We start from the raw sequence: 23,935 nt of genomic DNA, 5'->3' as shown, positions 1-23,935 counted from the left end.
CGTTGAAAACGGACGTCAGCGGCATCGATCTTGCATCGTAACCAATTCAATGACTAGCAATTCGCCTATGGAAGGACTGACGAACATGAAAAATCAACGAGGAATTCTCTTCATGCCGATATCACCGAGTACCCGCGGACCCATGTTGGTCGTCGTGGCCATCGTGATGTTCCCATTGACCGCTGGAGCGCAACAGGTCGATTCGCCGCAATCCCGAATGCGCCCCATCGGATCGGCGAGCCTCGTCGATCAATACCGTAGTGGTCGACTCGACGGCAATTCGACGATGACCAACGATCAGGTCCCTAGATTCGATGGTTCGAGTAATGTCGATGGTTCGAGCGATAGAGTGGGGCAAAGCGTTTTGGTCCGCGAGACAGCCTACCGCGACCAAGGAAGCGTTCGTCAGACGGCCATGCAAATGGCGATGCCCGAAGGTGCGTTCTTGAATCCGGCGCCCGATTCCAACACCGGTCTCAGCCAACCGCCGTCGCTACCCAATGCTTCACTACCCGGTTCGTCACTACCCGGTTCGCCGTTGCCTCAAGGACCGTCGATGCAGGGTTCTGTGTTATCAACGCCGCGATCATTGCCGCAAGCAGGCGGATATTCGCAGCCTCAATCCTTTCCGGTGCCGATGGATAGCGATCTGCAGCCACTAAGCCAGCCAATGTTGTCCAACCAGTACGCCACGTTGGATAATTGTGCGTGTGTCTCGGGGCCGTCGACGTATTCAGCGGCCTCACCTTCGGGATGTGTTCCGGTCAATTATCAAACTTCGGTTCCCTGTACTCCCTACCTAGCGCCTCCGGCTCAGATTGCGGCTCCGGCGATCATGCCGGGTGGTGTTGCACCGCCGTCCTATCCAAGCCTCGGTCCGGCGGTGCCTGCGACGGCATCAGCGGCACCTGTGGGGTCATTGTTGACGTTCGGCCAAGAGCAAAACATGGTGCAAGTCGGGCAGGGTTTGATAGGCCAACCCAAAGCCTACGTGCCCGGACAGTACTTCCGAAACTGGCTCCGCTACTTCACACCCTAATCAGGTCGAATCAGCCGTTCTCTTTGCATCGAAAGCCTCACTTTCACCCACCTTGAAACTATACACTTCCCTATCGCCCGGTAGCCGCCTTGATGTCGAACGAGTGGATGTTGCGCTAGTGATTGACGTCCTGCGTGCCACCACCGTAATGACCACGGCATTGGCAAAAGGCGCTAGCGAGATCGTCACTTGTCTAACGGTAAACGAAGCCGTGAAACTAGCAGCTCGTGACCGTAAGAACACGTTGTTATGTGGCGAACGAGCCTGTCAAAAAATTGACGGCTTTGATTTGGGGAATTCGCCGGCCGAATATTCGTCAGATCGGGTAGACGGAAAGACGCTCGTTTTGACCACGACCAATGGGACTCGGGCAATTGCAACGGCGGCTTTGGCACGCGCGGTCTACGCCGTCAGTTTCCTGAACTTGACGCGAACGGCTCAGCACATTCGGAACCAAAAATCGGTGTTGCTCGTTTGCGCTGGCACCGACGGATATCTAACCGGCGAGGATGTCTGGTTGGCCGGTGCAATCGCGGACCGGCTGACGAACTTGAATCCTTCGGTCGAATCTTGTGACAGCACTGCCATTGTGATCAACGCATGGCGAAATCGTTTTGGGCATCGCGAGACAACTGATTCAATCGCACGTACGTTTCGTGAAACTCGCGGAGGACGAAACTTGATCCGGCTTGGATTTGAAGATGATTTGGTCCGTTGTGCGGCAATTGATTCACTTCCTATTCTCGTACAGCGAGTTTCACGCGAGCCTAGCCGCTTTACCAGCGGCGGATAGACTCGCTCGAAAATGGGGATGATCTTGCCAATTGTCCCGGGCTTCTGATACTTACCCACCTTACAAACCAAGGATGGGAAGACGTGGCCGAACCTGAATCTCAACAATCCGACGGCAGCAGTGCGTCCGCCAAGCGAGACATGGTCTCGGTTGCGGCGATGGGCGTTGCGGCAATCGCTAGCTTGGCGGGGTTTGGTTTGTTGTTCTCGCTTTGGTGGAGTACCGATATCTCGGATCCCCATCAAATTCTGCGTCTGGCGTCACAGGAGTACGTTGCTGGGAATGTCGTTTTGGCCGGTGACTTGGCCGAGACCGTTGAATTCGCAACCGACCCGGACAAATTGGGGCAAGAGTCGCTATCGGAAGATTCCGCTGAGGCCGTTGATGAAGAAACCGAGTTAAGCCCCGCTCTTCAAGAAAAGCTTGACGAAGAGAAACGTGAGCAGGCTGAGTGGATTCGCGTGAGAGATTTCCTGGTGGGCGCTGGCCGTTTTGATCGCGCGATGCGAGCGGTGGGGGACCGCCCCAAACGCCAATTGTTTCTCGATGCGATCGGTCCTCTTGAAGCTGCCAAAAAAGGTGGATTTCCCCCGGGGCGTATCACCGAAGGCAATCGCATCATCGGCAAGACGTACTATGAACTCGGTCGCTATGTCGAAGCCGTACTCGCGCTTCGGCAAGCCGTTAGTCAATCTCCGCAGTTGCAGCGAGAACTGTTGCCGCTTATCGCACGTGCTGAACTTCGACTTCCAGGTGACCATAGCCTGGAAGCACTCGATACCATCACTCGGTACTTAAACGATCCTACGCTTAGTCACCCACAGCGATGGGAAGCTGAAGTGATTCGGTTGGAATCATTGGTCCAGGCTCGGAAGTATCAAGAGGCTGACCAAATGGTGCGCGAGATAGAATTGCGGCCACGTGTTGATGATGTGCTGCTTGAAACCGAACAACAAGACTTCTTAGATCGCATTGAATTGCACTCTTGCATAGCGGAAGTGCAGAAAGCGATCGCCGCCTTCGGGAAAGAACCACCGGAACCGTTCGCCGATCGCTCGGACGCGCAATTGATGCTCGATCCAATCATTGTGCGACTTGGTCGATTGCATCGCGAAGCAAGGCCCAAGACGGCCGCAAGGTCAAAGATCTGGCTAGCACGCGCTCTCTTCTGCGTGGGTGATGCTGATGAGGGGTTGTCGCAACTCACTAGCGTTCGCCAACAGCGACCTTTTCATGGCGAAGCGATTGTTGGCGGTTTAGAAGAAATCGAATACTTGGCTGCCCGGGGACGCGGAGTCGAAGTTTTGCAGACCGTTCGCTACATGATTCGTGAGTTGGGCGACAAAAGCGGATTCGATATCGGGCTTATTTCTTACGAAGAGTTTAGCCGTCGACTGATCGAGGCAATCGCGGTGCTTCGAAATAGCGGAGACCACGCCAACGCGATTGATACCGCACGTAGCTTGCCACCCATCATTGAATTATCAACGGCATTGATCCAAGAAGGAATTGGCTACCAACAATGGGCCGAGGCGACCATTCAAGACGGCACAGACGTCAGCGGCGAAGTGGCACGCAGTGCCTCGGTGCTGGCTCGGTCTCGGTACCGTGCGGCGGGCGATGCGTTTGAGCAGGCTGCGAAGCTGCGATTCGACACCGATGAGTACGTGCCAACGCTTTGGTCGGCCATAGAGGCGTATCAAAAAGGACGTCACTTTCGCCGCAGTATCAGCATGCTTGAAACGTATGAACGATACGAAGAACGATCACGTCTGCCCCGCGCGTTTGTCGCTTATGGGCGGGCCTTGCTTGCCGAAGGCGATATCGATAAAGCGATCGAAAAGGTGGAAACTTGCATTGTTGAGTATCCACGCGATCCAATTCGATACGATGCGAGACTGCTGGTTGCGCAAGGATTAGTCGAGAAGGAAAATTTTGATAAGGCGCGAGAGTTCTTGATGCGGAATCTTCAAGACGGCTCGCTGACGCCACAGAGTCCGGCTTGGCGAGATTCGCTATTTACCCTTGGCGAACTGCTCTATCAACAGGCGTACCAGAACCAGTTGAGTGCTGAATCAGACTCGGCGGTTGATCGTCGAGAAATGCTTCGAAAGAACCAACCGGTTCTGCAGGATGCGATTCGTTACTTGGATGAAACCGTTGAGCGTTATTGGCCGATCCCGAGAGCTGAATCTGCTGCTTACTTGTCCGCGCGAGCACACGTGATGGCTTCCCGATGGCCTCGCGAGGAATCTCAATCGCCCGAAATTCTTGAAGCGGCTCGCCGTTCTCTGCGGACGCAGGCTGACCAGGAACTAAACATTGCCTACGCTGGGTTTAGTGATCTGAAACGTCACCTTGCTAGCCGCGAAGAGGAGGTGCGTTTGCCGGCTAAAGAGCAAATGATTCTGCGCAATTGCAGTTTGGCCGAAGCGGAAACCTTGCGCGAGATGGGGCGGCTCGACGAAGCCGCGACCGCTTACCGTGCCGTTGAACTGCGATACATGAACGAGCCCATTGCACTGGAAGCGATTCTCGGACGTGCAAATTGTGCGAAGGAACTCGGGCGTCTAGAAGAAGCTGACCTGCTGGTCCAGCAAGCTAACGTTGTCCTGGGACGTATTCCCGATGATTGGAATGGACGGTTCGAAGAAACCACACGTTTTGATCGACGCGGCTGGCAGGAATACCTCACTTGGATGAACTCTCGTATCAGTTCCAACGCCAGCTAGTCGCAATTACCCATCAACACATGATTGACGTGATGAACTACGAACTTCCCAGGACGACCACTTATGGACGCTAATACCCTTTGTCAGCTCGTCGACGCAAAGTTCGAAGCGCTCTCTCAATTGACCGAGCTGAGTGAGCATCAAGTTGCGACGATTGACGAGAACCGGATGTCGGACCTGATGCGGATTTTGTCGCAAAAGCAAAAGCTAATCGAACAGCTCTTACGTATCACTGACCAATTAATGCCTGCTTTACAAGACGATCCGCTAACTCGCGTTTGGGAAAGTGAGGATGTCCGCCAGCAGTGCCGCGATCGGCAACAGCAGTGCGAGCAGATGCATCTGCAGTTGCTAGCCATCGAGGCGCAGTGTGAAGCTACGTTGCAAGCCAGTCGTAGTGACATGGAAGAACAGCTAGGTCGTTTGAACAGTGGCCAGCAAGCCGCTGCGGGTTACTCTCGATCACAAGCCTACGGTCAAACTAATTCATCGGGTTCGTCGAGCGGAGCAAGGCTTGATTTGTCGAGCAACTGAGGTCGAAATCACAAAGAATTCAGTTTCACGCCTAAGTTTTGCTAAAGTCATCTTGCGTTGATCCACCTGTGGGGCTTATCAGCCAAGGTGCGATCCGCAAAGGAGTGCCCAAAAAGACGGGCTCTCGTAGAAAACGTGGTCGCTATTCCTTTCCTGGAGACAGACCATGTCAAATCATTGGATCGACCCAACGCAATGTGATTCTTTAGCCGTTCTGGTGGAATCTGTTGCTGGCAAGATGTTGATTCAGCATCAATCACCCATCTGCTTGGAACTCGACATCGACACCAGTCTTCCGGTTCCGGCCGACAAGGCTAGAACCTGCGATCTGTTGACTTCCATTATCCGCCAATCGCTCGACGAGATGGTCGATGGTGGCGACCTGACAATCATCGCGATTGACACGGGTTGTGGAATCGAGCTCGAGATCGCCGACACCGGACGAGACATCAGCAATCGTGCTCAAAGCCGCCCGATGGCAGCGGCCGCAGTCAATGCAACATTGCGTTGGCAAAACTGTCCTCAAGGTGGCGGAAGCGTCACGATTGCATTTCCACCTGAACAACGCCAACGGCGGATGGCTGCTTAGGCTCATTCAAAGACAGGTGCTTTCATGATCAACCTTTTTCAAACCACCGCGATACCGGCACTCGAACAGACAGCCATGTTTGCTCAGCGCCGTCATGAATTGCTTGCCGGCAACTTGGCCAATGTCGATACGCCGGGCTACCGTTCCCGCGATCTCGATGTGGGTGAATTCCACTCTGCATTGTCGGATTCGATCGAAGCAAGCACTCGACCGCAGTCGGTGTCGCCTTCGACGCGGGAAGACATGATTCGAGGCCCGCGTGATGCGATGGAACAAGTTGTCTTTCACGATGGCAGCGACGTGTCCCTTGAACATCAAGTGACTGAAATCGCAAAGAACCAACACATGCACAGTCTCGCGATCACAGCCATGCGAAGCCAGTTTTCATTGCTGCAAGCCGCGATCACTGAACGCGCCTAATTCCTTCACCCTAGCCTCACGGTCCTGCCATGCTTAAAGCACTAGACATCAGCACCTCGGCGTTGGTCGCCCAACGTACGCGTTTGAACGCCGTTTCGGGGAACATCGCCAATATGTCGTCACTTACCGACGAGACTGGAAAGCCCAACCCTTACAAGGCGCGAGAGGTTGTGTTTCAGACGGATGATACGATGACAATCTCGGGAGCTTCCGGCGTGAAGGTGGCCGAGGTTAGTTTGGACGAATCCGAACCCCTGTATCGTTACCAACCCACTCACCCCTTGGCGATTCAAGATGGGGAACGAAAGGGCTATGTGGCGTATCCCAACATCGACCTTACCACGCAAATGGTCGACGCCCTCGAATCGACTCGTGCCTACGAAGCCAACGTTGGTGTGATGGAGATCACCAAGAATCTTAGTCGCGAAACACTCACCATCCTGGCTTAGCGAATAGTTCTGTCGACTGACATCGGTTTCTTTTTTTATGCGTCCCATTGGTCCTCTCGCACCGCCTCCACGTCCGATGTCGCCGCTGGGCGACTTCGCGGGCAAGTCGTTGGGTGCTGGGGCAGCGAAGACTCAATCCACCGATGGACTCGGGAAGTTTTCTGAGCTTCTCGTTGGCGAAGTCAAGAACGTGAACTCCATGCAAATGGATGCCAACGGAATGGTGCATTCGTTGCTAACCGGCGGTGACGTCAATGAGGCCGAGGTGTTGACGGCCGTTCAAAAAGCCGACCTCGCATTTCGCATGATGTTGCAAGTAAGAAACAAGCTGATTGAAGCCTATCGCGAAGTTCAGCAAATTCAGATTTAGAAGCGTGATGACCGACGCTGCACATATTCCAACTACCTACGTCTAGATATCAACGTTCATGAGTTTCTTCAAAGAGTCGTCGGATCAGGCACGCGAAGCTTTTGTTTCCATGCCCATGCAATCACGCGTGATCGTGGTGATGCTGGGGCTAGCCATTACGATCGGATTGGCGTTTTTGGTTCGTGGCGACAACTCTTCCGGGAAGGAGTTTCTTTTCGGAGGACAATCGTTCGGTAGTCAAGAATTGGCGGCCGTTGAACGTGCCTTCAGCCGCGCAGGATTGGGCGATTGGAAACGCGAGGGTTCGCGGATTCAGATTCCTTCACAGAACCGTAGTGACTATCTTGCCGCGCTTGAAGATTCATCGTCGCTTCCGATGTCGATGCGAAGTCGAGTCCAGGATGCGATTGATGCAACCACTGTGTTCGACTCGAGCGATCTTCGTGAGGCTCGAGAAATGGTTGCGAAGGAACAAGAACTTGCTGCCACCATCATGGCGTTCCCAGAGATCATGTTGGCGAAGGTCGAGCATGATCGGGGGGAACGAATTGGGCTCGGTAGAGCAACGCCTCAAGTTTGCAGCGTATTCGTGGTGCCTGAGGGGTCCTCGGCGCTGCCGCGTGGACGCATCCTGGCGATCAAAGATTTGATTCAAGCTTCCTACGCGGGTTTGGGTACCGACGACATCCAAGTCATCGACGCGAACTCGCCAACGGCATCTTCGCTTTCCGATGATGAAGATCCAATGTTGCGGAAGCAAAAAGAAGCGGAGATGTGGATTGACCAAAAGGTTAAGAAGCTGCTGCTTGGCTATCCCGCAACGATTGCCGTGACCGCAGAAATCGATCCGCAGATGGACGTGGAAAAAACGACGCTAAAGTACGATGCCGAACCAACTAATCTGTTCAGCAAGAATCGAAAAATTGAATCGACGACCAATCAGCCGCAAAATCGGGGTGTCCCCGGGGCTGTGCCCAACGCGATCGGCAACCGTCCGCAAAGCATCGAAGAGACTGTCGAGACGAGTCGGGTGAAGGAAGACGATCGTGAATCTCGTGGGGTAGCCGGACAGGAATACGAGAATTCGCGACTGGCTTCGCTGCAGGTCAAACGCGTTACCGTTTCGATTGGGTTGCCGCCAAGTTTCTATCGTCAGCAGTACATCACCCAAGAACTGCAACTCGACAACTCGATCAAACCGGAAGACATCAAGATCGATGAAACGAAATTGACTCGGTTGAAGTCAGACATTGAAAAACGTATTCAGGCCATTGTCACTCCCCTTTTACCAGGCGTGGCCGCAGGTGATGATGCTTTTCCTTTGGTCACTGTGAAAGAGACGGTGGATCTTCCTACCGTGGCTGCAGCACCGCCGCAAACGGCCAAGATCGCCCTGAACTGGCTTGCTCAGTCCTGGCAAACGATTGCACTCGTGTTCCTTGGCCTTGCTGCCTTGTTGGTCGCTCGCTCCGCCGCCAAAGGAAGCGGTTCGACTCCTCCGGAATTCAACGAGGGCTTTGGCTTGGAACTGCCCCAGCCACCAGCGGAACCGGAAGAGGAAGTGGAAGAGGGTGATTCGATGACTATTACCGGTGGAACCCTGAAAGAAGAGTTGCTGGGTTTAGTCGAAGATAATCCGGAAGTCGCTGCGAATGTGATTCGCAGTTGGATTGGCGAGGCGGCCTGAGCCCTGGGTCCGCAATCAATTTCGATCGGCCCCGGTCCCGGTCCCGGCCCCTATCGCCCACAATCGCAGATCGGCCACAAGCGTGAACTTGGGATAAATCGGTATCGCAATTATCGCGACATTTGCGACGAATTCGTCGTGTGTGTTGCCGACGGCCGAACCTAACGATTCGCAAAGGCGATAATTCGTGTTCCACGACGCGATATCGGTCTTTCCAATTTCTGGCAACTTTTCCTAAAGTCCCATGGAGTCGAAAGACGGGTGGTCGAAGGAATCGACGATCTTGGTTGGTTAGGGAGAAGTCAACGTGACGATGGCGACGAGTCATGCAGCAACACGGACGGCGAACGATCGCGATGCGATGCTGCGCCGAGTAGCGATCGTGTTAAGCACGTTGCCGGCACCCATGGTCGCGAAACTGCTGGGAACGATTGATCCCGAATCGAAGCAGGCGTTGCGACGGACGATGACCTCGCTTTCCGACGTTGACCCTTTGGAACGTCGACGAGCGGTGGAAGCGTTCAAGGTTTCCATCGTTTCGCAACCGAGTGATCCCACGTCCGGTCATCCCTCGGCATTACCGATGGGGAACCAGGCTGGCGGAATGGAACCCGGGATGTACTCGGGAACTTCCGTGGTGAAGTCGAACTCCTTGCACTCCTCCGATACGAGCGGATCACCACTTGGTTTCCTGAACCAGGTCGCCGATCAAGATCTTGCCTCATTGCTGGTTGCCGAGCATCCTCAAGCCATCGCGATTGTGCTAGCGTCGGTGCGACCTGAAAAAGCGGGTGCGGTGTTGCCGTTGTTGCCACTACATCTGCGGACAGTCACGCTTAGCCGCATCGGTCGGATGGGAGACGTGGATCCAGCGACCGCTCAAGATCTCGAAACGCATTTTCGCAAACTGATCGATCAAAACGGAATTCGGTCTCAATCCGAGCAAGGCAAACGCAAGCTTGATGCAATCCTCGCCTCCATGCCGTCGAGTGCCAGTCCAGAAATTGCAGCGGTGAAGCCTGAGTTGACACACGCTGCTCGGCCGCAAGGGAACGTTGTTGAACCACCGTTGCCAAGCGATGCCCTGGTTCAAGAATCCGTTCCTCAGCGTGATGCTTACGCGGGGCGTTCCGATGCCGATGTCTCAGCGATCGATCTGACTCATCGGTTACGAGTTGTCCGGGAAGAACCGGAAGTCGCCAGTCGACCTTCGACACACTCTGCGGGCGTCGATAAAGCACTCACTCCTGAGTCACCCCAAAGCCAAGTTGAGACCTTCACTTCAACCGATCAAATTCACCATCACTTGATTGGCCTGACACCCATCGAACTCTGTCAATCTCTTGGCAAGGTCGAAACGAAAGAGGCGATGCTGACTCTCTGCGGATTGCCCAATCCGGTTGCGGAAGCCGCTCTGGCAATCTTGCCGAAGGATCAAGCCAAGATCGTTCGCATTAAGATGGCCAATCTTAGTTCACTTAATTTACGTGACATCGATGATGCGAAAGAACGCGTCGCTCTCGCCTCACTTTCTTTGGATTCCGTTCGATCAAGAGCTTCTCGATCGTCTTCCAGCCAGCCTAACCTCATTGCTGCATAGCTTGCCGCATCAAGCGAACTAAAGGCACTACCATGGCCAGCGTACTGAAGTCGACCAACACATCCCAGCACAACACCGATGCAACTCGCGAAGTCTCGGGTCTCGCTGGATTCAACCTAGACGATCTTGCCAATGAAGGTCGCCTGCGGTTGAAGCAGTGCCAGAGCCAAGTTGAAGACTTGCTGCAGAAAGCTCGCGAAGATGCAGCGATCTTAAGAGCCGAAGCGACGACCCAAGGCTACCAAGACGGTTTGAAGAAAGCAGAAGTAGACGCTGATGCAAAGCTTAAGGCGGAGGCGAAGAAACAAGCTGCGGACAGTTTGAAGATGGTTCAGAAAGCGGTCGCCGAAATGCACCGTAACTACGAAGCTTGGATGAACTCGTACGTCGAATCGCTCCATACCATCGCTTTAGCTGCTGCTGAAAAAGTTTGTCGACACCAACTTGCCAATGAGGCAAGCCTGATGGTGAATTGGGCGACTGAAGCCGTCCATAGCGCTCGGTCCGCATCGCGGTTGAGCATCGCCGTGCATCCTGAGATGTTAGTTCAGATTGGCGAGCAACTTGACGAGCTACTTGCATCGCCGGATCTTCCCGAACAATCCCAGGTGGTCCCTGACGCGTCGTTGGCGGTGAGCGAGATTGCTGTTCGACAAACCGGTGGTGAAATCAAAGCGGGATTGAACGCGCAGCTTCAACGCCTCGAAGAATTGCTGAGCTAGTTCCCGCGTGGCCCACGCGTTTGCCCACCTCTTATTCCAACGTCTCTTTTCAAACAATCATCGTGACCCTGCACTGCCCTCCCCTTCCCAATTCTCAAATGATGCGTGACTTCATTGCTTCGATGGTGACCCATCGAATCAGTGGACGAGTCGCTTCGGTAGCGGGTGAAACGCTAGAGATTGAAGGGATGACTGCGCCGTTGGGAGCGATCTGCGAAGTAGAATCCAGCCGTGGTGAGAAAATAAAAGCTCGCGTGATCGGATTCCATGGCGTCCGCCCGGTCTTGGCACCCATGGAACGTTTAATCGCTGTATCAGCCGGCGATAAAGTTCGCTTGATAGACCATTCCACTAAACTTCGTGTCGGCCCCTCGCTATGCGGTCGCGTGATCGACGCCTTTGGTCAGCCCCTTGATGGGCGTCCGCTACCTTCGGATTTGGTTCCCGTCGACGCCGATCGAAGTCCACCTGAATCTCTCGATCGTCCACCTATTGATAAGGCTTTGCACACAGGAGTTCGCGCAATCGACACGATGTTGACGTGCGGATTGGGGCAACGGTTGGGGATTTTTGCCGGTAGTGGTGTCGGCAAAAGTACGCTTCTAGGGATGTTAGCTCGACGCACAGATGTCGACCGCATCGTGATCGGAATGATCGGAGAGCGGGGGCGTGAGGTGCAAGAGTTCATCGAACGCTCACTCGGCAAAGAAGGGCTCGCTCGAAGTGTTGTTGTGGTCGCCACTAGCGATCGGCCTGCGGCTCAACGTGTCAGTGCCGCCTGGACAGCGACCGCGGTTGCAGAGTGTTTTCGTGATCAGGGCGAAAACGTTCTTCTCATGCTCGACTCTGTGACTCGTTTTGCAATGGCACAACGCGAGCTCGGCTTGGCAGCTGGCGAACCACCGACCACGCGAGGCTATCCACCTAGCGTGTTTAACTTGTTGCCTCGTTTGGTCGAGCGTGCGGGACGAACCAATAGTGGATCCATCACCGCCTTCTATACGGTCCTGGTGGAAGGCGATGACAACAATGAACCCGTGGCGGACACCCTGCGTGGTTTGCTCGATGGTCACATCATGCTTAGCCGTAAGCTGACCACCCAAGCACACTGGCCGCCCATCGATGTGCTCGAGAGCTTGAGTCGATTGCAGGCGCACATCGCATCGCCCGAACTGATAACCGCCGTTTCTGCTGCTCGCGGGCACTTGGCTCAGTATGCCAAAAGCGAAGACTTGATATCGATTGGTGCCTATCGAGTGGGCTCGGACCCGCGCATCGATGCGGCGATTGCGTTTCGCGATCCGCTAAAGAAGCTGCTCACCCAAGCCGCCAACGAAACGGCTCCCTTCGAAGAGTCCATGGCGAGTCTGATCTCGCTAATGAATATGTCGATGGAAGACCTGCTCGCGCAGCATCAAGTCAAAAGCCAGATGTTAGGCCAGCAAAATGCGTCCGCTTCTGGGGCCGCCAAGGCGATAGGAACTTAAGGTAACCGGGTATGAAGTTTCACTACCGATTCGAGTTCTTGTTGGATCTAAAGCGAACCGCGCGAGACCAGGCTGGCGTCGCGGTCGGTCAGGCTACCGAAGCGATCCGCAAAGTCGAATTGGAAATTGAAAGTATCAACGCGGACCTGGTTCTTGCTAGACAACAACAAAACGCCGCTCGCGTCGGAAGCGTCGTGGTGGAACGTATGCTGGCGACCAATCGCTACGAAATGCAACTTGCCGCAGACATCCAAGGGCTCAAAAGGACCTTGGTAACTCTTGGCCAGGAACTGCAACGACGGCAACAGGGTTTAGCCGCTGCCGAAGCCGAAGTAAAGAAGTTGGAACGGTTTCGTGAAAAAGAGCTCGATCACTTCAAAGCCGAACAACGACGGCAGGAGCAGATCGAGCTCGACGATCGAACGTCAGCCGCCTATGTAAGGCAACGACAATTACAAGACAGATTGCAACGACGTGGAATAAGTGATTCGCCCGGAGGTATCCGATGATCTCAAAACTCTCTACTGCATTTGCAGCCTTATGTGTCGCGACCGTAATCACCCAAATGATTGTCGGTGGCTATCTGGTGGGAAGCGGGCGACTAAATTCAGACAACATGACGCAAGTGATTGCGCTGACCAACGGCATTGATATCACCGGCCAGCGTTTACAGCAAATCATGCGGGCAAGCGAAGACCGTGAACAACCTGACTTTGATGAGATTCTTGAAGCCCGAAAGCTTGAAGGGTTCGATCTAGAGATGCGATTGCAGAGCCAACAATCGTTCCGAGATGAGTTGAGCACGATGCTGGCAGAGCTGAAAAACGAACGCGATCGCTTCGACAATCGTGTCGCCGCATTTCGTCGTGAACTTGAGGAAAAACGCGAAGGAATTCAAAAACAAGGTCTGCGCGATGTGCAACGTACGCTTCAGTCACTTGACGCAGTTCAGGCAAAAGAGCAGCTCCTGATCATGTATGACGATGAAAGAGTTGATGACGTTGTAACAATCATTCAAGCTATGCCCACAGAAAAACGAAAAGACATAATGGCAGAGTTTGCGGATAAGGATGAAAAAATCAAGCTCGCCGAAATTTTGAGGCGAATCTCTGAAGGTCAGCCGACGACCTCTCTGATTGATCAAGCTGCGGCTGGTTGATACTGGAGAGTTCAGCGCGACGAATCAGCGGTCCTAGCCTCAAACGGATAGATCGTTAGCTCATCATTTTCGGGGGGAAACTGGTATGAGCGATTCAGTTGGCGAAACCACGCAAGTTACGAAGTACGCAAACGCGATCAGGAAACTGCGCGCTAGCTCAGGACGCTCTACCACTGGCTTTGATGAAGGCGGGTTCAATCCTGAATCTGCTGAGATGCTTGGCGATGCGTTCGCGCAGGTTTTCGCAGCCATGGCAGCCACTTCCGCCAAGCCGACCACCGAAGCAGACTCAGTCGCTAGCGATGATCCGGTGGTGGTAACCCAGGAAGTTTCCGGAGACAAACGAGACTCTGACGAAGATGACACCGAAGAATCGGCGGTGCTGTCGAACGAAGACGATAGCCATTCCACCGAGGCGGTGACCCTAGGCACCGAGGCGGTTTCACACGATCAAAATAAGTCGTTTGAAGACGAAATCGCTGCGAAGCAGGATGCTCAAAACGACGACGATGTTGCCGTGGCTGACGAAGCATCACTGATCGAGGAAGAAGAGGTCGAGTCAGCAATGATCGCTCCTGTTCAACAGGCAGCGGCAACGGTTGAGCAAGTGGACACGCCTTCGACCGAGAAGTCGAAGATAGGTGGCAAAGTCATTGAGGCTCCTGTGGCCGATAACGCTCAGGCCGATTCAGGGATTCAACAGACAAAGTCCTCAACGTCTGAAGCGACTGGCCCTTCACTCGAGTCAACCGGAGTCGGTGAAGGCGCAGCAGGCCAACCAACCGATGGTCAGGACCAACCACAGGGCGAATCTCAGAACCGGCGACGCTACACTCGCAAGGATGATAATGGACTCGCCGAGCCATCGGCTGGTTCGTCATCCAATCGAGTGAATGCTGCCGTCGAAGGATCGGCCAAGGGGTCCACTTCGTCGGCTCAAGCCCCCGCCGCATCCGACGCTTTGTCGGCAGTCGAAGGACAAACGCAATCGCCAGTGGTAAGTCCTGGTGTCAATGTCGCAGCGGCCGCTTCTCGGACGGCAACGGTTGCGGGATCAGGTTCGCAAGCCAGCGCCGCACGTGCCGCGGGATCCGGAGCTGTTTCACGCAGTATTGGCGGTTTGGAACAGGCCACGGGATTGGAATCATCCAACGCCGCACCCGCGGCCGCGGGGCAGAAGTCGACCAAAGCAAAAGACGCAGATACTTCCAAGGCAGACATGATGAATCGAATAAAGTTGATTCAACGTGTTAGCAAAGCGTTTCAGCATCTCGGACCCGACGGTGGCGTCGTTCGTTTGAAGCTAGCTCCCGCTGAACTGGGAACCGTGCGAGTGGAAATGCGAATTGACCAAAAACGAGTCAATGCACGCGTCGTTGCTGAAACCGAGGCTGCTGCTGCAGCACTCCAGGAACACTTGCCGGACTTGCGTTCGCGGTTGGAAGGCTACGGAATGCAGGTTGAAAAATTGGAAATCGAAACTGAATCGTTTAGCGGGCAAACATCCAACTTCGATGACCAAACGCAAAGCGATCAAGCGGATCAGCGAGCCAATCGTCGCGACCATTCCGGTTCAGGATCGGGCAGACGCAATCGAAACGATTCGTCCTCACGCGAACCGCTGATCCCGGTTTCACAGCTACCCCTTGCTACCGCGGCCAGCGGCGGCATGGATATTCACATTTGATTTTCAGATCGCTCTCGCGATCATGGCTCTTGAATGAGTATTGATTAGAAACACGGTGGTCTCCATCGCGATCTTCGATTGAAATCACCAACGAAGAAGACTTCACTCCCATCCTTTGAGAACCTCGCCATGTCAGCAATTGGACAATCGGCTTCCGCAAACTTCTCAGCCAAAGAATCTGCATCTCAGATCGGCGAGGCACGCGACGCTTACAACGAGTTGGATACCGATGGCTTCTTGAAGCTAATGATCAACGAGCTGCAAAACCAGGATCCGCTCAACCCGATGGACAACAGCGAAATGGTGGCTCAGATGGGCCAGATTCGCGAGATTGGTGCCACCGATCAGTTGTCCGAAGTGCTCACAAACTTGTCCGCGAGCCAAGAGTTGGTGACCGCTAGCAGTCTGATCGGACAAACCGTCAACGGGTTGGCTGACGATGCCTCGTCTATTGATGGCATTGTTGATCGCATCACGGTGGAAACAAATAGTGAAGAGGGCACAAGAACGATCAAAGTTCATGTTGGTGCCAAGACGATGGACATAAAGAATATTCGAGAAATTCAACCTGGGTAGACTTTAACGATCGTCACGAACCGCGTGACCAACCGATGAAGTTGTTAGCAGGATGGTTTTCTTGTTCTTCCGCAACAACTTTTAGAGAGTTGAGTTCATGGGACTGACATCAGCGCTGACAACCGCACTAACCGGTTTGGCCGCCGCCGAAACACAGATTGATGTGATCGGCAATAACCTCGCCAACTCGCAAACCGTCGGGTTCAAGTCGTCCGATGTGGTGTTTGCGACTCAGTTTCTGCAAACGCTCTCTCTCGGTGCTGCACCCAATGCCAACAACGGCGGTAACAACCCCCGCCAAATCGGTTTGGGGGTTCAGGTAGCTGAAATTGCGGCGAACCATAACCAGGGCACAATTGAAATCAGCAGCAGTCCTTCGGACTTGGCGATTCAAGGCGATGGTTTCTTTATCGTCGAAGGTGCCGATGGCGAACGCCTTTACACGCGAAACGGAATCTTCAAGCTCAATAGCGACGCGGAACTGGTGAACTCTACCGGTCAACGCTTGCTGGGGTATGGAATCGACGATCAATTCCGACTCCAGGAATCGAACCTCGTTCCTTTGTCCGTTCCGTTGGGTACCGAAAGCGTTGCCAAGGCAACCGAGAACGTCACGTTTGAAGGCTCGCTGACGCCCGAAGGTGATGTGGCTGACGTATCCGAAGTGATTCAGTCCATTGTGCTGGGTGATTCGTCTGTGCCTCGTCCCGACGCGTCCGAAACCCTGCTTGGTGTTTCGCCCACGTCCGACAACAGCGTGGTGACAACGAACACCGGCGGTGTGGGCACATTGGCTGCGGGAACTTACCAGTACCGAGTGGCATTGGTGGACTCAAGCGGCAACGAATCAACGCCTAGTGGACCCATATCGGCAACTGTTGGGACCGGCGGAGCGATTGAGCTGGGGAACTTGCCATCCGAAGGAACCGGCGAATTTGCGTCCGTGAATATCTATCGAACCGGACCTAATGGCTCGGACTTCTTCCTTCTCGATAGCGCTGCAGCCGGCGGCACATTTACCGACAACGGATCAACGCCTCTTTCAGCCAATGCGCTTGATAACACAACGCTGACGGGTAACTACACCTACATGGTGACGTACCATAAGAACGGTGAACAAGAGAGCCGGCCAAGCGTTCTGATTGGACCACAGAATGTGGTGAACGGTCGGGTCACGTTGTCCAACTTTCCCGATCCACCGACTCCGGGGACCGGCGAAACATTCCCAGCATACGACGAAGTTCGTATCTATCGGAATTTGGCCGGTGACCAGAACAACTTCTATCTTGTGGACACGGTCGCACCCGGCGATGTCTACACCGATAGCAAGTCCGATGCTGAAATCGCCGACTTGAGCGATCCAGAAAATCAGTTGATCGACTTGAATGGTCCAACCATCAATAGCAGCACACTGTTGACCAATGTTCTCAAACGAGATGGTTTGACGTATTCGAATGCGTTTGAACTCGGAACCCTTACCTACAGTGGTCGAAAAGGTGGACGAGCTCTGGGGTCAAAGGAATTCGAAATTACCGATACGACCACGATCCAAGACTTCATTGACTTTGTTGAAGTCTCATCAGGCATCCAAAGTCTACAGCTCGATTCGCAAAACCCCATCAAGGCATCCGAAAACAATATCCCGGGCGAATCCGGCGAACTCGTCCCCGGCGGTTACATCAACGATGGGGGAATCCGTTTCGTCAGCAACACGGGTGAACTCAACGCGCTGGAAATCGATCTCGCAGCTTTCCAAATCAAAACTCTGGACGGGTCAACAACCAATCCCAACCTTGGGTTCGGTACCGCTCAGGAAGCCGTGGGACAAAGTGCAGCGAGTGACTTCATTGTTTACGATTCGTTGGGCGTTCCAATTAATGTCCGAGTCACAGCAACCTTGGAAGAGCGAACGGACGAGCAAACCGTTTACCGTTGGTACGCCGACAGCCCCGAGAACTCTCCTCTTAGTGGTACCAACGTTGCCGTGGGCACTGGTTTGCTACGCTTCGACGGGAACGGAAGTTTCATCGGTGCAACCAATTCACGAATCGCGATCGAACGCAACGGCGTCCCTAGTATTTCGCCATTGCAATTCGACATGGACTTCGACTTGGTTTCCGGCTTGGCGACTCAGGACGCAACCTTGGCTGCGACAAGGCAAGACGGTAGCGAACCGGGTGTCTTGAACAGCTATGTGGTTGGCGAAGACGGAACCATTCGCGGTGTGTTTAGCAACGGTGTGACACGAGACTTAGGTCAATTGCAACTTGCTCGTTTTGCGAACCCCGTTGGTCTTGAGGCTCGTGGTTTGAACTTGTTCGCCAAAGGGGTGAACACTGGTTTGCCTGTTCAAGGGGCTCCCGGCGAAAGTGGTATCGGCAGTGTGATCGGTGGTGCGTTAGAACTGTCAAATACTGATATCGGCCAAGACTTGGTTGAATTGGTTCTCGCGAGCACCCAATACCGAGGCAATTCGCGAGTGATCACGACAAGTCAGCAATTGCTCGATGAGTTGCTCAATCTGCGTCGATAGATGCATTCTTGATTATTTCTTTTCCTAGGCGTTAGAAAGTGGTCGAGCAGTGGACTACAACCAATAGAGACTTCTATTGGTTGATGGAATCCATTCAATGCTCAATCCTGAAACGCGTCCCAGCTTGATCGTTCGATTGTCGGAATCATCCGATCAATCAGCGTGGTGGGCGTTTTTAGAGATTTACGAGCCCTTCTTAATTCACTTGGTGAAGCGCCAAGGAATCCCCGCAAGCCACGTCAGCGATGTCACCCAACAAGTGCTTGTCGCTATCGCCGGTTCAGTGAGCGGCTGGCGAGATGATGGCGGGGAAGCTTCTTTTCGACGATGGGTCAGCCGTGTTGCTCGCAACGTGGTTATCAAATTCATGTCGATTCAGAGGCGTCAAACGATGGGGCAAGGTGGCACCGACGCGCTGCTATTGCTCAATCAACAAATTGGCAACGTGGATCCGACTCTCGAGCACCAATATCAGCATGAGCTGATCGTCTGGGCGGCGGATAGAGTCAAGGATGAGTTTGCAACGACAAGTTGGCAAGCGTTCTGGGCGACGATGATCGATGGTCGCGAAGTCGCCAAGGTTGCGACGGATATCGGCGTCTCGCAAGGCAGCATCTATATGTCGAGATCTCGAATTCTACGTCGGATTCGGGAAACAATCGCCGAGGTGATGCATGAATAAGCAAGCACATCCCAGCGATGAAGTATTGCAGCGATGCGTTGGACAAACAGCGGAACCTGCGATCGAAGAAGCTCTGGTGAAGCACCTGGATGAGTGTGTGGATTGCCAAAACCGAATGAACGCTTTGGTTGAAAGCGAGAACATCGTAAGCGTGCTTAAACGCGAATCCGCATCGACCAAGTCTGCCAAGCCCGGATCACGCGCCGACTCGACGGAAACTTATTCATTGGCTGACTTCGCTGTCGCTTTTCTTGAACCATCAAACCAACCGGATTCGATAGGTCGACTTGGTGAGTTCGAAATTCTATCGGTGATTGGCCATGGCGGAATGGGCATCGTGCTGAAAGGATTCCAACAGGAACTCAATCGCCCAGTGGCCGTAAAGGTGATGTCACCCCACCTAGCGATGGTCGCTGTCGCAAGGAAACGTTTTCTTAGAGAGGCTCAGGCGACTGCCGCGATTGTTCACCCCAATGTGATGCCGATACTATCGGTCAGTGAATCCGCTTCGTTGCCGTTCTTGGTAATGCCCTTTGTCGCTTGTCTTTCGCTACAGCAACGGTTGGACATGGAAGGGCCACTGCCAATCGCTGAGTTGTTGCGAATTGCTGTGCAAGTTGCCCATGGCTTAGCAGCCGCTCACGCTCAGGGACTTGTTCATCGTGATGTCAAACCAGCGAACATTTTGCTCGAACGCAGTGTCGACCGGGCGATGTTGACTGACTTTGGACTTGCGCGCGCTGCGGATGATGTCTCGGTAACTCGCAGCGGCGTGATCGCTGGAACACCCGAGTACATGTCACCCGAACAGGCGCGCGGAGAGCCAATCGACGCTCGAAGTGACCTGTTCTCTCTTGGCAGTGTGATTTACGCGTGCGCAACGGGATATCCGCCATTTCGTGCGGAAACCAGCTATGGAGTGCTACGGAAAATTTCCGATGATGTTCCTCGCCCCATGCGAATTCAGAATCCCGAAGTTCCTTCATGGCTTGAACAATTGACCGGTGAGTTACTCGCCAAGCAACCAGCTTCGCGACCCGATCGCGCGCATGAGGTTGCCGAGCTACTGGAGCGTTGTTTGGCGTACGTTCAGCATCCCACCGTTCACACGCTACCGAAAAGACTTCAGACAAAAGCTACCGATATGAAAAGGCTGTTGATAATCACAGTGCTGGCCGCACTCACTGCGTCCATGCTTATCGGTGGTGGGATGTTCGCGTATTGGTTGAAGGCGGTTGAAGCTCCATCCCGACGGTCTAGCTCCATTCCCTACCGAGCCCAAGAGGTAGTGCCTGACCCTCTCGATCAAGAACTGCGTCGTCTTCATGATCATGCAGATGAGCTGATGAGTGAAATTGAATCTGGCCAATGATGTTTTCTTTCCCTGTGAGTGTTTTCATGTTCCGACCTATTCCAAGCACGATTGCCGTTTTCGTCATTTGGACGCTCTGTTTTTGGACTGCCGACGCTGGCCACGTGATGGCGCAAGCTGGTGGAATGGGTGGTGGATTGGGTGGTGGATTGGGTGGTGGATTGGTCGGAGGACAATCGGCTATTGAAGTGGTTGTCATGCTTGGGGATGACTACGACTTTCAGGAGGCTCCTTTTTTGGATGCACCAGAGGTCGTCGAATCGTTTCGATCAATCAACAACGATGGCATGTTTCGACCTGGACTTCCTGAACTCAATTCCGTGCGTGTTGATGTTGAAACTCCGTTACCCAAGTCGCCTCAACGTACGGTCGTCGCGAGTTATCCGGCGTCGTATGACGAAGACGCGGTCAAAGAATTTAAGCTTCAAACCAAGCTGACGGCCTTGCGATTCGGGACAAACGCCACGGAGTTCATCGTGGATACCGATACGGACAAAACTCGTGTTTGGTTACGGGAACCGTTCATCAATACCCATCAATTAGCGGGGAATGCGAAGCGGTTGTATGAGATCACTCGAGCGATAGCGACATCCGTCGAAACGGGTGAAATGGGGCAACCTCGGTTAGATCTTTTTTTCTCACCGACCAGTGACATAGCAGACTCCATGATGATGGGTGGAATGGGAGAGATGATGGGCGGAATGGCAAGCATGATGGGCGGCGGTCCAGAGTCACAAGGAAGCATGGGCATGGATATGGGCATGGATGATATGGATATGGGAGGCGGGATGGGATTGGCTACTGTGGATGAAGAAGGATTGGTGGATACGAGTGAATCGATTGACGAGGAATCTTCGGTATCCATTGAGCAAATGATTGCCTCGTTGAAGCAAGAAATCGCACAGCAACAGTCTCAAGTTGACAATCTCATCGAGTTGCTCCGGTCGAGCCCGAATGACAAGACTCGGGATTTGTCGACGCAGACGCTGCCCCTGTTGGTTGCTGAGCAGGTCAAGAAGGAAGATGAAGTTCGCCGCTTAGACGCAATTTTGCTGCGGCGGAAAGTCGAGGACCTGCGTGAGAGGATACGACGGCAGGATGAGACTCGCGAACGCCGCGTCAAAGCCAGAGTCGAGAAGATCCTGGGTTCCTGATAGCGTAGCCTTCAACATTGCCAGGGCTTCTCAGATGGTGCTTCGGTGGCGAAACTGTGTCGGTTGACATTTCCCCGATCGCCCTGCCCTGCACCGACGCAATTCCCATGGCCAAAGCTCCTCAAAACGCAATCTCACCGTCCCGAAGCGAAGACTATCCCCAGTGGTACCAAGAAGTCATTAAGGCGGCTGATCTTGCCGAAAATTCGCCTGTTCGCGGGTGCATGGTCATCAAGCCTTGGGGTTATCGGTTGTGGGAGAACATGCAACGGGCTCTTGATGACATGTTCAAAGCCACAGGGCACCAAAACGCTTACTTCCCCATTTTTATTCCGATGAGCTTCCTCGAAAAGGAAGCGGAACACGTCGAAGGATTTGCCAAAGAGTGCGCCGTCGTCACTCACCATCGTCTTGAACCAGATCCCGATGGCGGTCTGCGCCCTGCCGGCAAACTGGAAGAACCGCTGATCGTTCGTCCGACTAGCGAAACCATCATCGGTGCGACATTCGCAAAGTGGGTGCAGAGTCACCGCGACTTGCCACTGCTGATCAACCAATGGGCAAACGTTGTACGCTGGGAAATGCGCACTCGGTTGTTTCTTCGAACCGCAGAATTCCTTTGGCAAGAAGGCCACACGGTTCACGCAACCGCCGAAGAGGCCATCGAAGAAACCGAACGGATGGTCGCCGTTTACGCCGACTTTGCTGAAAACTGGATGGCGATGCCCGTGATCGTGGGGGCCAAAACACCCGGTGAGCGTTTCCCAGGCGCGGTTGAAACGCTATCAATCGAAGCAATGATGCAAGATCGTAAAGCACTGCAAGCTGGTACGAGTCACTTCCTGGGACAAAATTTCTCGAAAGCTCAAGAGATCATGTTCCAAGCTGAAAGCGGAGAACGGGAATTCGCTTGGACGACTTCTTGGGGCGTTTCCACTCGCTTGATTGGAGCGTTGATCATGACGCACAGCGATGATGACGGATTCGTACTGCCGCCTCGTTTGGCACCTGCCCAAGTGGTGATCTTGCCGATCTATCGCGATGACGAACAACGCGCTGCCGTATTGGAATATGTCGAATCGTTGAAGTCTGAATTGCAATCGCAGTCTTACGCCGATGCACCTGTTCGCGTCGAGATCGACGACCGCGATATGCGTGGTGGAGAAAAGAAGTGGCACCACGTGAAGCGCGGCGTGCCGATTCGTTTGGAAGTCGGGCCCAAAGACATCGAAAAGAATGCCGTCTTCATGGGCCGCCGTGACGAATCGAAAAGCAAAGGCATTGATCGCGCTGAATTGGTCTCGTCCATTGGCACTATCTTGGCCGATATGCAGCAGGCGCTTTTCAACCGCGCACTAAAGCTGCGTGAAGACAACACAACGACGATCACTAACGAAGCTGACTTTCGGAAGTTCTTCACTTCGACCGACGAAGACTCGATTCACGGCGGTTTTGCGTACTGCCACTTTGCCGATGAAGAATCCATCGAGCCCTTGCTAAAGGAACTCAAGGTAACCATTCGTTGCGTGCCTCGAGACAATAACGACACGCCGGGAACATGCTTTGCCACTGGCAAGCCTGCCGAAAAGCAAGCGATCTTCGCGAAGGCTTACTAACGGCGTAACAGCTTCATGCGAACTTCGCTTAGCAATCCGTGCATCGCGGCGACCGGCTGATAACCGACTCGATGATCAATGATCTTGCCCTCCGGGATACCGATCAGAGTTGTCGGGTAGGAAGTGACTTCGATACGCTTTAGCGTTTCTGGATTGTCTTGAGGGGACAAGCGAATTGCGACGAAGTGATCTTTAAGACGTTCGCCAATCGTACCGTCGCACCACGTATCCTGCTTCATAGCGTCGCAGTACTTACATCGCTCACTGGTGATGAAGATCACCATCGGAACGTTCCGACGACGAGCTTCCGCCCAGCCGGATTCGATCGAATCGTGCCAAACGACGTTGGGTTGTCTTGGCTTCGCCGTGACGGCGGTTTGGCTGGCGGCTGGAATTAATCGCGGCATTTCGGCCGCACTAACAACGCACATGCCTAGCAAAATAACGAGGGATCCCCATCCCTTTACAACCATGAATCGGTTCACGGTGGTCACTCCAAAGTAAACGGCTTAGTTCTAACTGGGCAGTCTGGGTTGCCCTGAACTTGCCGTGCTTAAGAAGGTAAGTGCTCCGTTAATCAAGATCAAGCCGCTCCATCGTGCCGTAGTGTGCCCCCGCTGGTGAATGGAGGGTTCCCCCGCTAGTGAATGGAGGGTTCCCCAAAAGAATGGCCGTTTTCCGCTCTGACGCCGTCGATTCTTGATTGGATTTGGTTTTCGTTCCCGCGTCTTGTA

Annotated in this window: 22 protein-coding genes; 21 read left to right on the top strand and 1 reads right to left on the bottom strand. The window is 53.7% G+C overall.

Features of this window, described 5'->3' with window-relative positions:
- Positions 1 to 85: 85 nt before the first annotated feature.
- The 21 genes from Pla22_RS03035 to proS all read left to right on the top strand — a co-directional run bounded on the left by Pla22_RS03035 (position 86) and on the right by proS (position 23,201).
- Positions 86 to 1,039 (top strand): hypothetical protein, encoded by a 954-nt coding sequence (locus Pla22_RS03035; protein ID WP_146513294.1) that lies wholly within the window; start codon positions 86 to 88, stop codon positions 1,037 to 1,039.
- 52 nt (positions 1,040 to 1,091) lie between these two features.
- Complete coding sequence (locus tag Pla22_RS03030) at positions 1,092 to 1,832, top strand: 2-phosphosulfolactate phosphatase (protein WP_146513293.1); 741 nt, start codon at positions 1,092 to 1,094, stop codon at positions 1,830 to 1,832.
- An 83-nt stretch (positions 1,833 to 1,915) separates the two neighbouring features.
- Positions 1,916 to 4,564: a tetratricopeptide repeat protein gene (locus Pla22_RS03025; RefSeq protein ID WP_146513292.1), complete on the top strand. Its 2,649-nt coding sequence runs from the start codon at positions 1,916 to 1,918 to the stop codon at positions 4,562 to 4,564.
- 63 nt (positions 4,565 to 4,627) lie between these two features.
- Positions 4,628 to 5,098, top strand: coding sequence for a flagellar export chaperone FlgN (locus tag Pla22_RS03020; RefSeq protein ID WP_146513291.1), 471 nt, complete (start codon positions 4,628 to 4,630; stop codon positions 5,096 to 5,098).
- A 166-nt stretch (positions 5,099 to 5,264) separates the two neighbouring features.
- Positions 5,265 to 5,687 (top strand): nitrogen regulation protein NR(II), encoded by a 423-nt coding sequence (locus Pla22_RS03015; RefSeq protein WP_146513290.1) that lies wholly within the window; start codon positions 5,265 to 5,267, stop codon positions 5,685 to 5,687.
- Between the two features lie 24 nt (positions 5,688 to 5,711).
- Positions 5,712 to 6,107, top strand: coding sequence for a flagellar basal body rod protein FlgB (locus tag Pla22_RS03010; RefSeq protein WP_146513289.1), 396 nt, complete (start codon positions 5,712 to 5,714; stop codon positions 6,105 to 6,107).
- A 29-nt stretch (positions 6,108 to 6,136) separates the two neighbouring features.
- Complete coding sequence (flgC, locus tag Pla22_RS03005; protein WP_146513288.1) at positions 6,137 to 6,556, top strand: flagellar basal body rod protein FlgC; 420 nt, start codon at positions 6,137 to 6,139, stop codon at positions 6,554 to 6,556.
- A gap of 37 nt (positions 6,557 to 6,593) precedes the next feature.
- The gene (fliE, locus tag Pla22_RS03000; RefSeq protein ID WP_146513287.1) at positions 6,594 to 6,926 is read left to right on the top strand and encodes a flagellar hook-basal body complex protein FliE; all 333 of its coding nucleotides are present in this window, start codon (positions 6,594 to 6,596) and stop codon (positions 6,924 to 6,926) included.
- Positions 6,927 to 6,984: 58 nt separating this feature from the next.
- Entirely contained in the window at positions 6,985 to 8,613 is a 1,629-nt protein-coding gene (locus Pla22_RS02995; RefSeq protein ID WP_146513286.1) for a beta-cystathionase, read from the top strand.
- A gap of 313 nt (positions 8,614 to 8,926) precedes the next feature.
- Entirely contained in the window at positions 8,927 to 10,213 is a 1,287-nt protein-coding gene (locus Pla22_RS02990) for a hypothetical protein (protein ID WP_165440495.1), read from the top strand.
- Positions 10,214 to 10,245: 32 nt separating this feature from the next.
- Positions 10,246 to 10,935 (top strand): FliH/SctL family protein, encoded by a 690-nt coding sequence (locus Pla22_RS02985; protein WP_146513284.1) that lies wholly within the window; start codon positions 10,246 to 10,248, stop codon positions 10,933 to 10,935.
- 98 nt (positions 10,936 to 11,033) lie between these two features.
- On the top strand, positions 11,034 to 12,422 hold the full coding sequence (locus tag Pla22_RS02980) for a FliI/YscN family ATPase (RefSeq protein WP_146513283.1): 1,389 nt from the start codon (positions 11,034 to 11,036) through the stop codon (positions 12,420 to 12,422).
- Between the two features lie 11 nt (positions 12,423 to 12,433).
- A complete protein-coding gene (gene fliJ / locus Pla22_RS02975; RefSeq protein WP_146513282.1) occupies positions 12,434 to 12,931 on the top strand; it encodes a flagellar export protein FliJ in 498 nt (165 codons plus the stop codon).
- On the top strand, positions 12,928 to 13,581 hold the full coding sequence (locus Pla22_RS02970; protein WP_146513281.1) for a hypothetical protein: 654 nt from the start codon (positions 12,928 to 12,930) through the stop codon (positions 13,579 to 13,581). The genes fliJ and Pla22_RS02970 overlap by 4 nt, the downstream gene beginning before the upstream one ends.
- An 85-nt stretch (positions 13,582 to 13,666) precedes the next feature.
- Positions 13,667 to 15,268: a flagellar hook-length control protein FliK gene (locus Pla22_RS02965; RefSeq protein ID WP_146513280.1), complete on the top strand. Its 1,602-nt coding sequence runs from the start codon at positions 13,667 to 13,669 to the stop codon at positions 15,266 to 15,268.
- 129 nt (positions 15,269 to 15,397) lie between these two features.
- The gene (locus tag Pla22_RS02960) at positions 15,398 to 15,844 is read left to right on the top strand and encodes a flagellar hook assembly protein FlgD (RefSeq protein WP_146513279.1); all 447 of its coding nucleotides are present in this window, start codon (positions 15,398 to 15,400) and stop codon (positions 15,842 to 15,844) included.
- 97 nt (positions 15,845 to 15,941) lie between these two features.
- The gene (locus Pla22_RS02955) at positions 15,942 to 18,377 is read left to right on the top strand and encodes a flagellar hook-basal body complex protein (protein ID WP_146513278.1); all 2,436 of its coding nucleotides are present in this window, start codon (positions 15,942 to 15,944) and stop codon (positions 18,375 to 18,377) included.
- A 97-nt stretch (positions 18,378 to 18,474) separates the two neighbouring features.
- Positions 18,475 to 19,059, top strand: coding sequence for a sigma-70 family RNA polymerase sigma factor (locus Pla22_RS02950; RefSeq protein ID WP_146513277.1), 585 nt, complete (start codon positions 18,475 to 18,477; stop codon positions 19,057 to 19,059).
- Complete coding sequence (locus Pla22_RS02945) at positions 19,052 to 20,431, top strand: serine/threonine-protein kinase (protein WP_146513276.1); 1,380 nt, start codon at positions 19,052 to 19,054, stop codon at positions 20,429 to 20,431. The genes Pla22_RS02950 and Pla22_RS02945 overlap by 8 nt, the downstream gene beginning before the upstream one ends.
- 26 nt (positions 20,432 to 20,457) lie before the next feature.
- The gene (locus Pla22_RS02940) at positions 20,458 to 21,585 is read left to right on the top strand and encodes a hypothetical protein (protein ID WP_146513275.1); all 1,128 of its coding nucleotides are present in this window, start codon (positions 20,458 to 20,460) and stop codon (positions 21,583 to 21,585) included.
- 107 nt (positions 21,586 to 21,692) lie between these two features.
- The gene (proS, locus tag Pla22_RS02935; protein ID WP_146513274.1) at positions 21,693 to 23,201 is read left to right on the top strand and encodes a proline--tRNA ligase; all 1,509 of its coding nucleotides are present in this window, start codon (positions 21,693 to 21,695) and stop codon (positions 23,199 to 23,201) included.
- On the opposite strand, the gene Pla22_RS02930 is transcribed toward proS, so the two are convergent.
- Positions 23,198 to 23,686 carry a thioredoxin family protein gene (locus tag Pla22_RS02930; protein WP_242631761.1) on the bottom strand — a complete coding sequence of 163 codons (489 nt, stop codon included), beginning with the start codon at positions 23,684 to 23,686 and terminating at the stop codon, positions 23,198 to 23,200. The two genes, proS and Pla22_RS02930, sit on opposite strands and share 4 nt — an antisense overlap.
- Positions 23,687 to 23,935 lie beyond the last annotated feature (249 nt).

The sequence above is a fragment of the Rubripirellula amarantea genome (assembly GCF_007859865.1).
In the GTDB taxonomy this organism is placed as follows: domain Bacteria; phylum Planctomycetota; class Planctomycetia; order Pirellulales; family Pirellulaceae; genus Rubripirellula; species Rubripirellula amarantea.
This window is presented reverse-complemented; position numbering and strand designations above follow the sequence as displayed.

Bases quoted from the DNA above. Each gene is read 5' to 3' on its own strand.
- Pla22_RS03010 (WP_146513289.1), top strand. From the start codon at position 5,712: ATGATCAACCTTTTTCAAACCACCGCGATACCGGCACTCGAACAGACA.
- Pla22_RS02995 (WP_146513286.1), top strand. From the start codon at position 6,985: ATGAGTTTCTTCAAAGAGTCGTCGGATCAGGCACGCGAAGCTTTTGTT.
- Pla22_RS02965 (WP_146513280.1), top strand. From the start codon at position 13,667: ATGAGCGATTCAGTTGGCGAAACCACGCAAGTTACGAAGTACGCAAAC.
- fliE (WP_146513287.1), top strand. From the start codon at position 6,594: ATGCGTCCCATTGGTCCTCTCGCACCGCCTCCACGTCCGATGTCGCCG.
- Pla22_RS03015 (WP_146513290.1), top strand. From the start codon at position 5,265: ATGTCAAATCATTGGATCGACCCAACGCAATGTGATTCTTTAGCCGTT.
- Pla22_RS02970 (WP_146513281.1), top strand. From the start codon at position 12,928: ATGATCTCAAAACTCTCTACTGCATTTGCAGCCTTATGTGTCGCGACC.
- Pla22_RS03020 (WP_146513291.1), top strand. From the start codon at position 4,628: ATGGACGCTAATACCCTTTGTCAGCTCGTCGACGCAAAGTTCGAAGCG.
- Pla22_RS02955 (WP_146513278.1), top strand. From the start codon at position 15,942: ATGGGACTGACATCAGCGCTGACAACCGCACTAACCGGTTTGGCCGCC.
- Pla22_RS02940 (WP_146513275.1), top strand. From the start codon at position 20,458: ATGTTCCGACCTATTCCAAGCACGATTGCCGTTTTCGTCATTTGGACG.
- Pla22_RS02985 (WP_146513284.1), top strand. From the start codon at position 10,246: ATGGCCAGCGTACTGAAGTCGACCAACACATCCCAGCACAACACCGAT.
- Pla22_RS02990 (WP_165440495.1), top strand. From the start codon at position 8,927: ATGGCGACGAGTCATGCAGCAACACGGACGGCGAACGATCGCGATGCG.
- Pla22_RS02980 (WP_146513283.1), top strand. From the start codon at position 11,034: ATGATGCGTGACTTCATTGCTTCGATGGTGACCCATCGAATCAGTGGA.
- flgC (WP_146513288.1), top strand. From the start codon at position 6,137: ATGCTTAAAGCACTAGACATCAGCACCTCGGCGTTGGTCGCCCAACGT.
- proS (WP_146513274.1), top strand. From the start codon at position 21,693: ATGGCCAAAGCTCCTCAAAACGCAATCTCACCGTCCCGAAGCGAAGAC.
- Pla22_RS02950 (WP_146513277.1), top strand. From the start codon at position 18,475: ATGCTCAATCCTGAAACGCGTCCCAGCTTGATCGTTCGATTGTCGGAA.
- Pla22_RS02960 (WP_146513279.1), top strand. From the start codon at position 15,398: ATGTCAGCAATTGGACAATCGGCTTCCGCAAACTTCTCAGCCAAAGAA.
- fliJ (WP_146513282.1), top strand. From the start codon at position 12,434: ATGAAGTTTCACTACCGATTCGAGTTCTTGTTGGATCTAAAGCGAACC.
- Pla22_RS03035 (WP_146513294.1), top strand. From the start codon at position 86: ATGAAAAATCAACGAGGAATTCTCTTCATGCCGATATCACCGAGTACC.
- Pla22_RS02945 (WP_146513276.1), top strand. From the start codon at position 19,052: ATGAATAAGCAAGCACATCCCAGCGATGAAGTATTGCAGCGATGCGTT.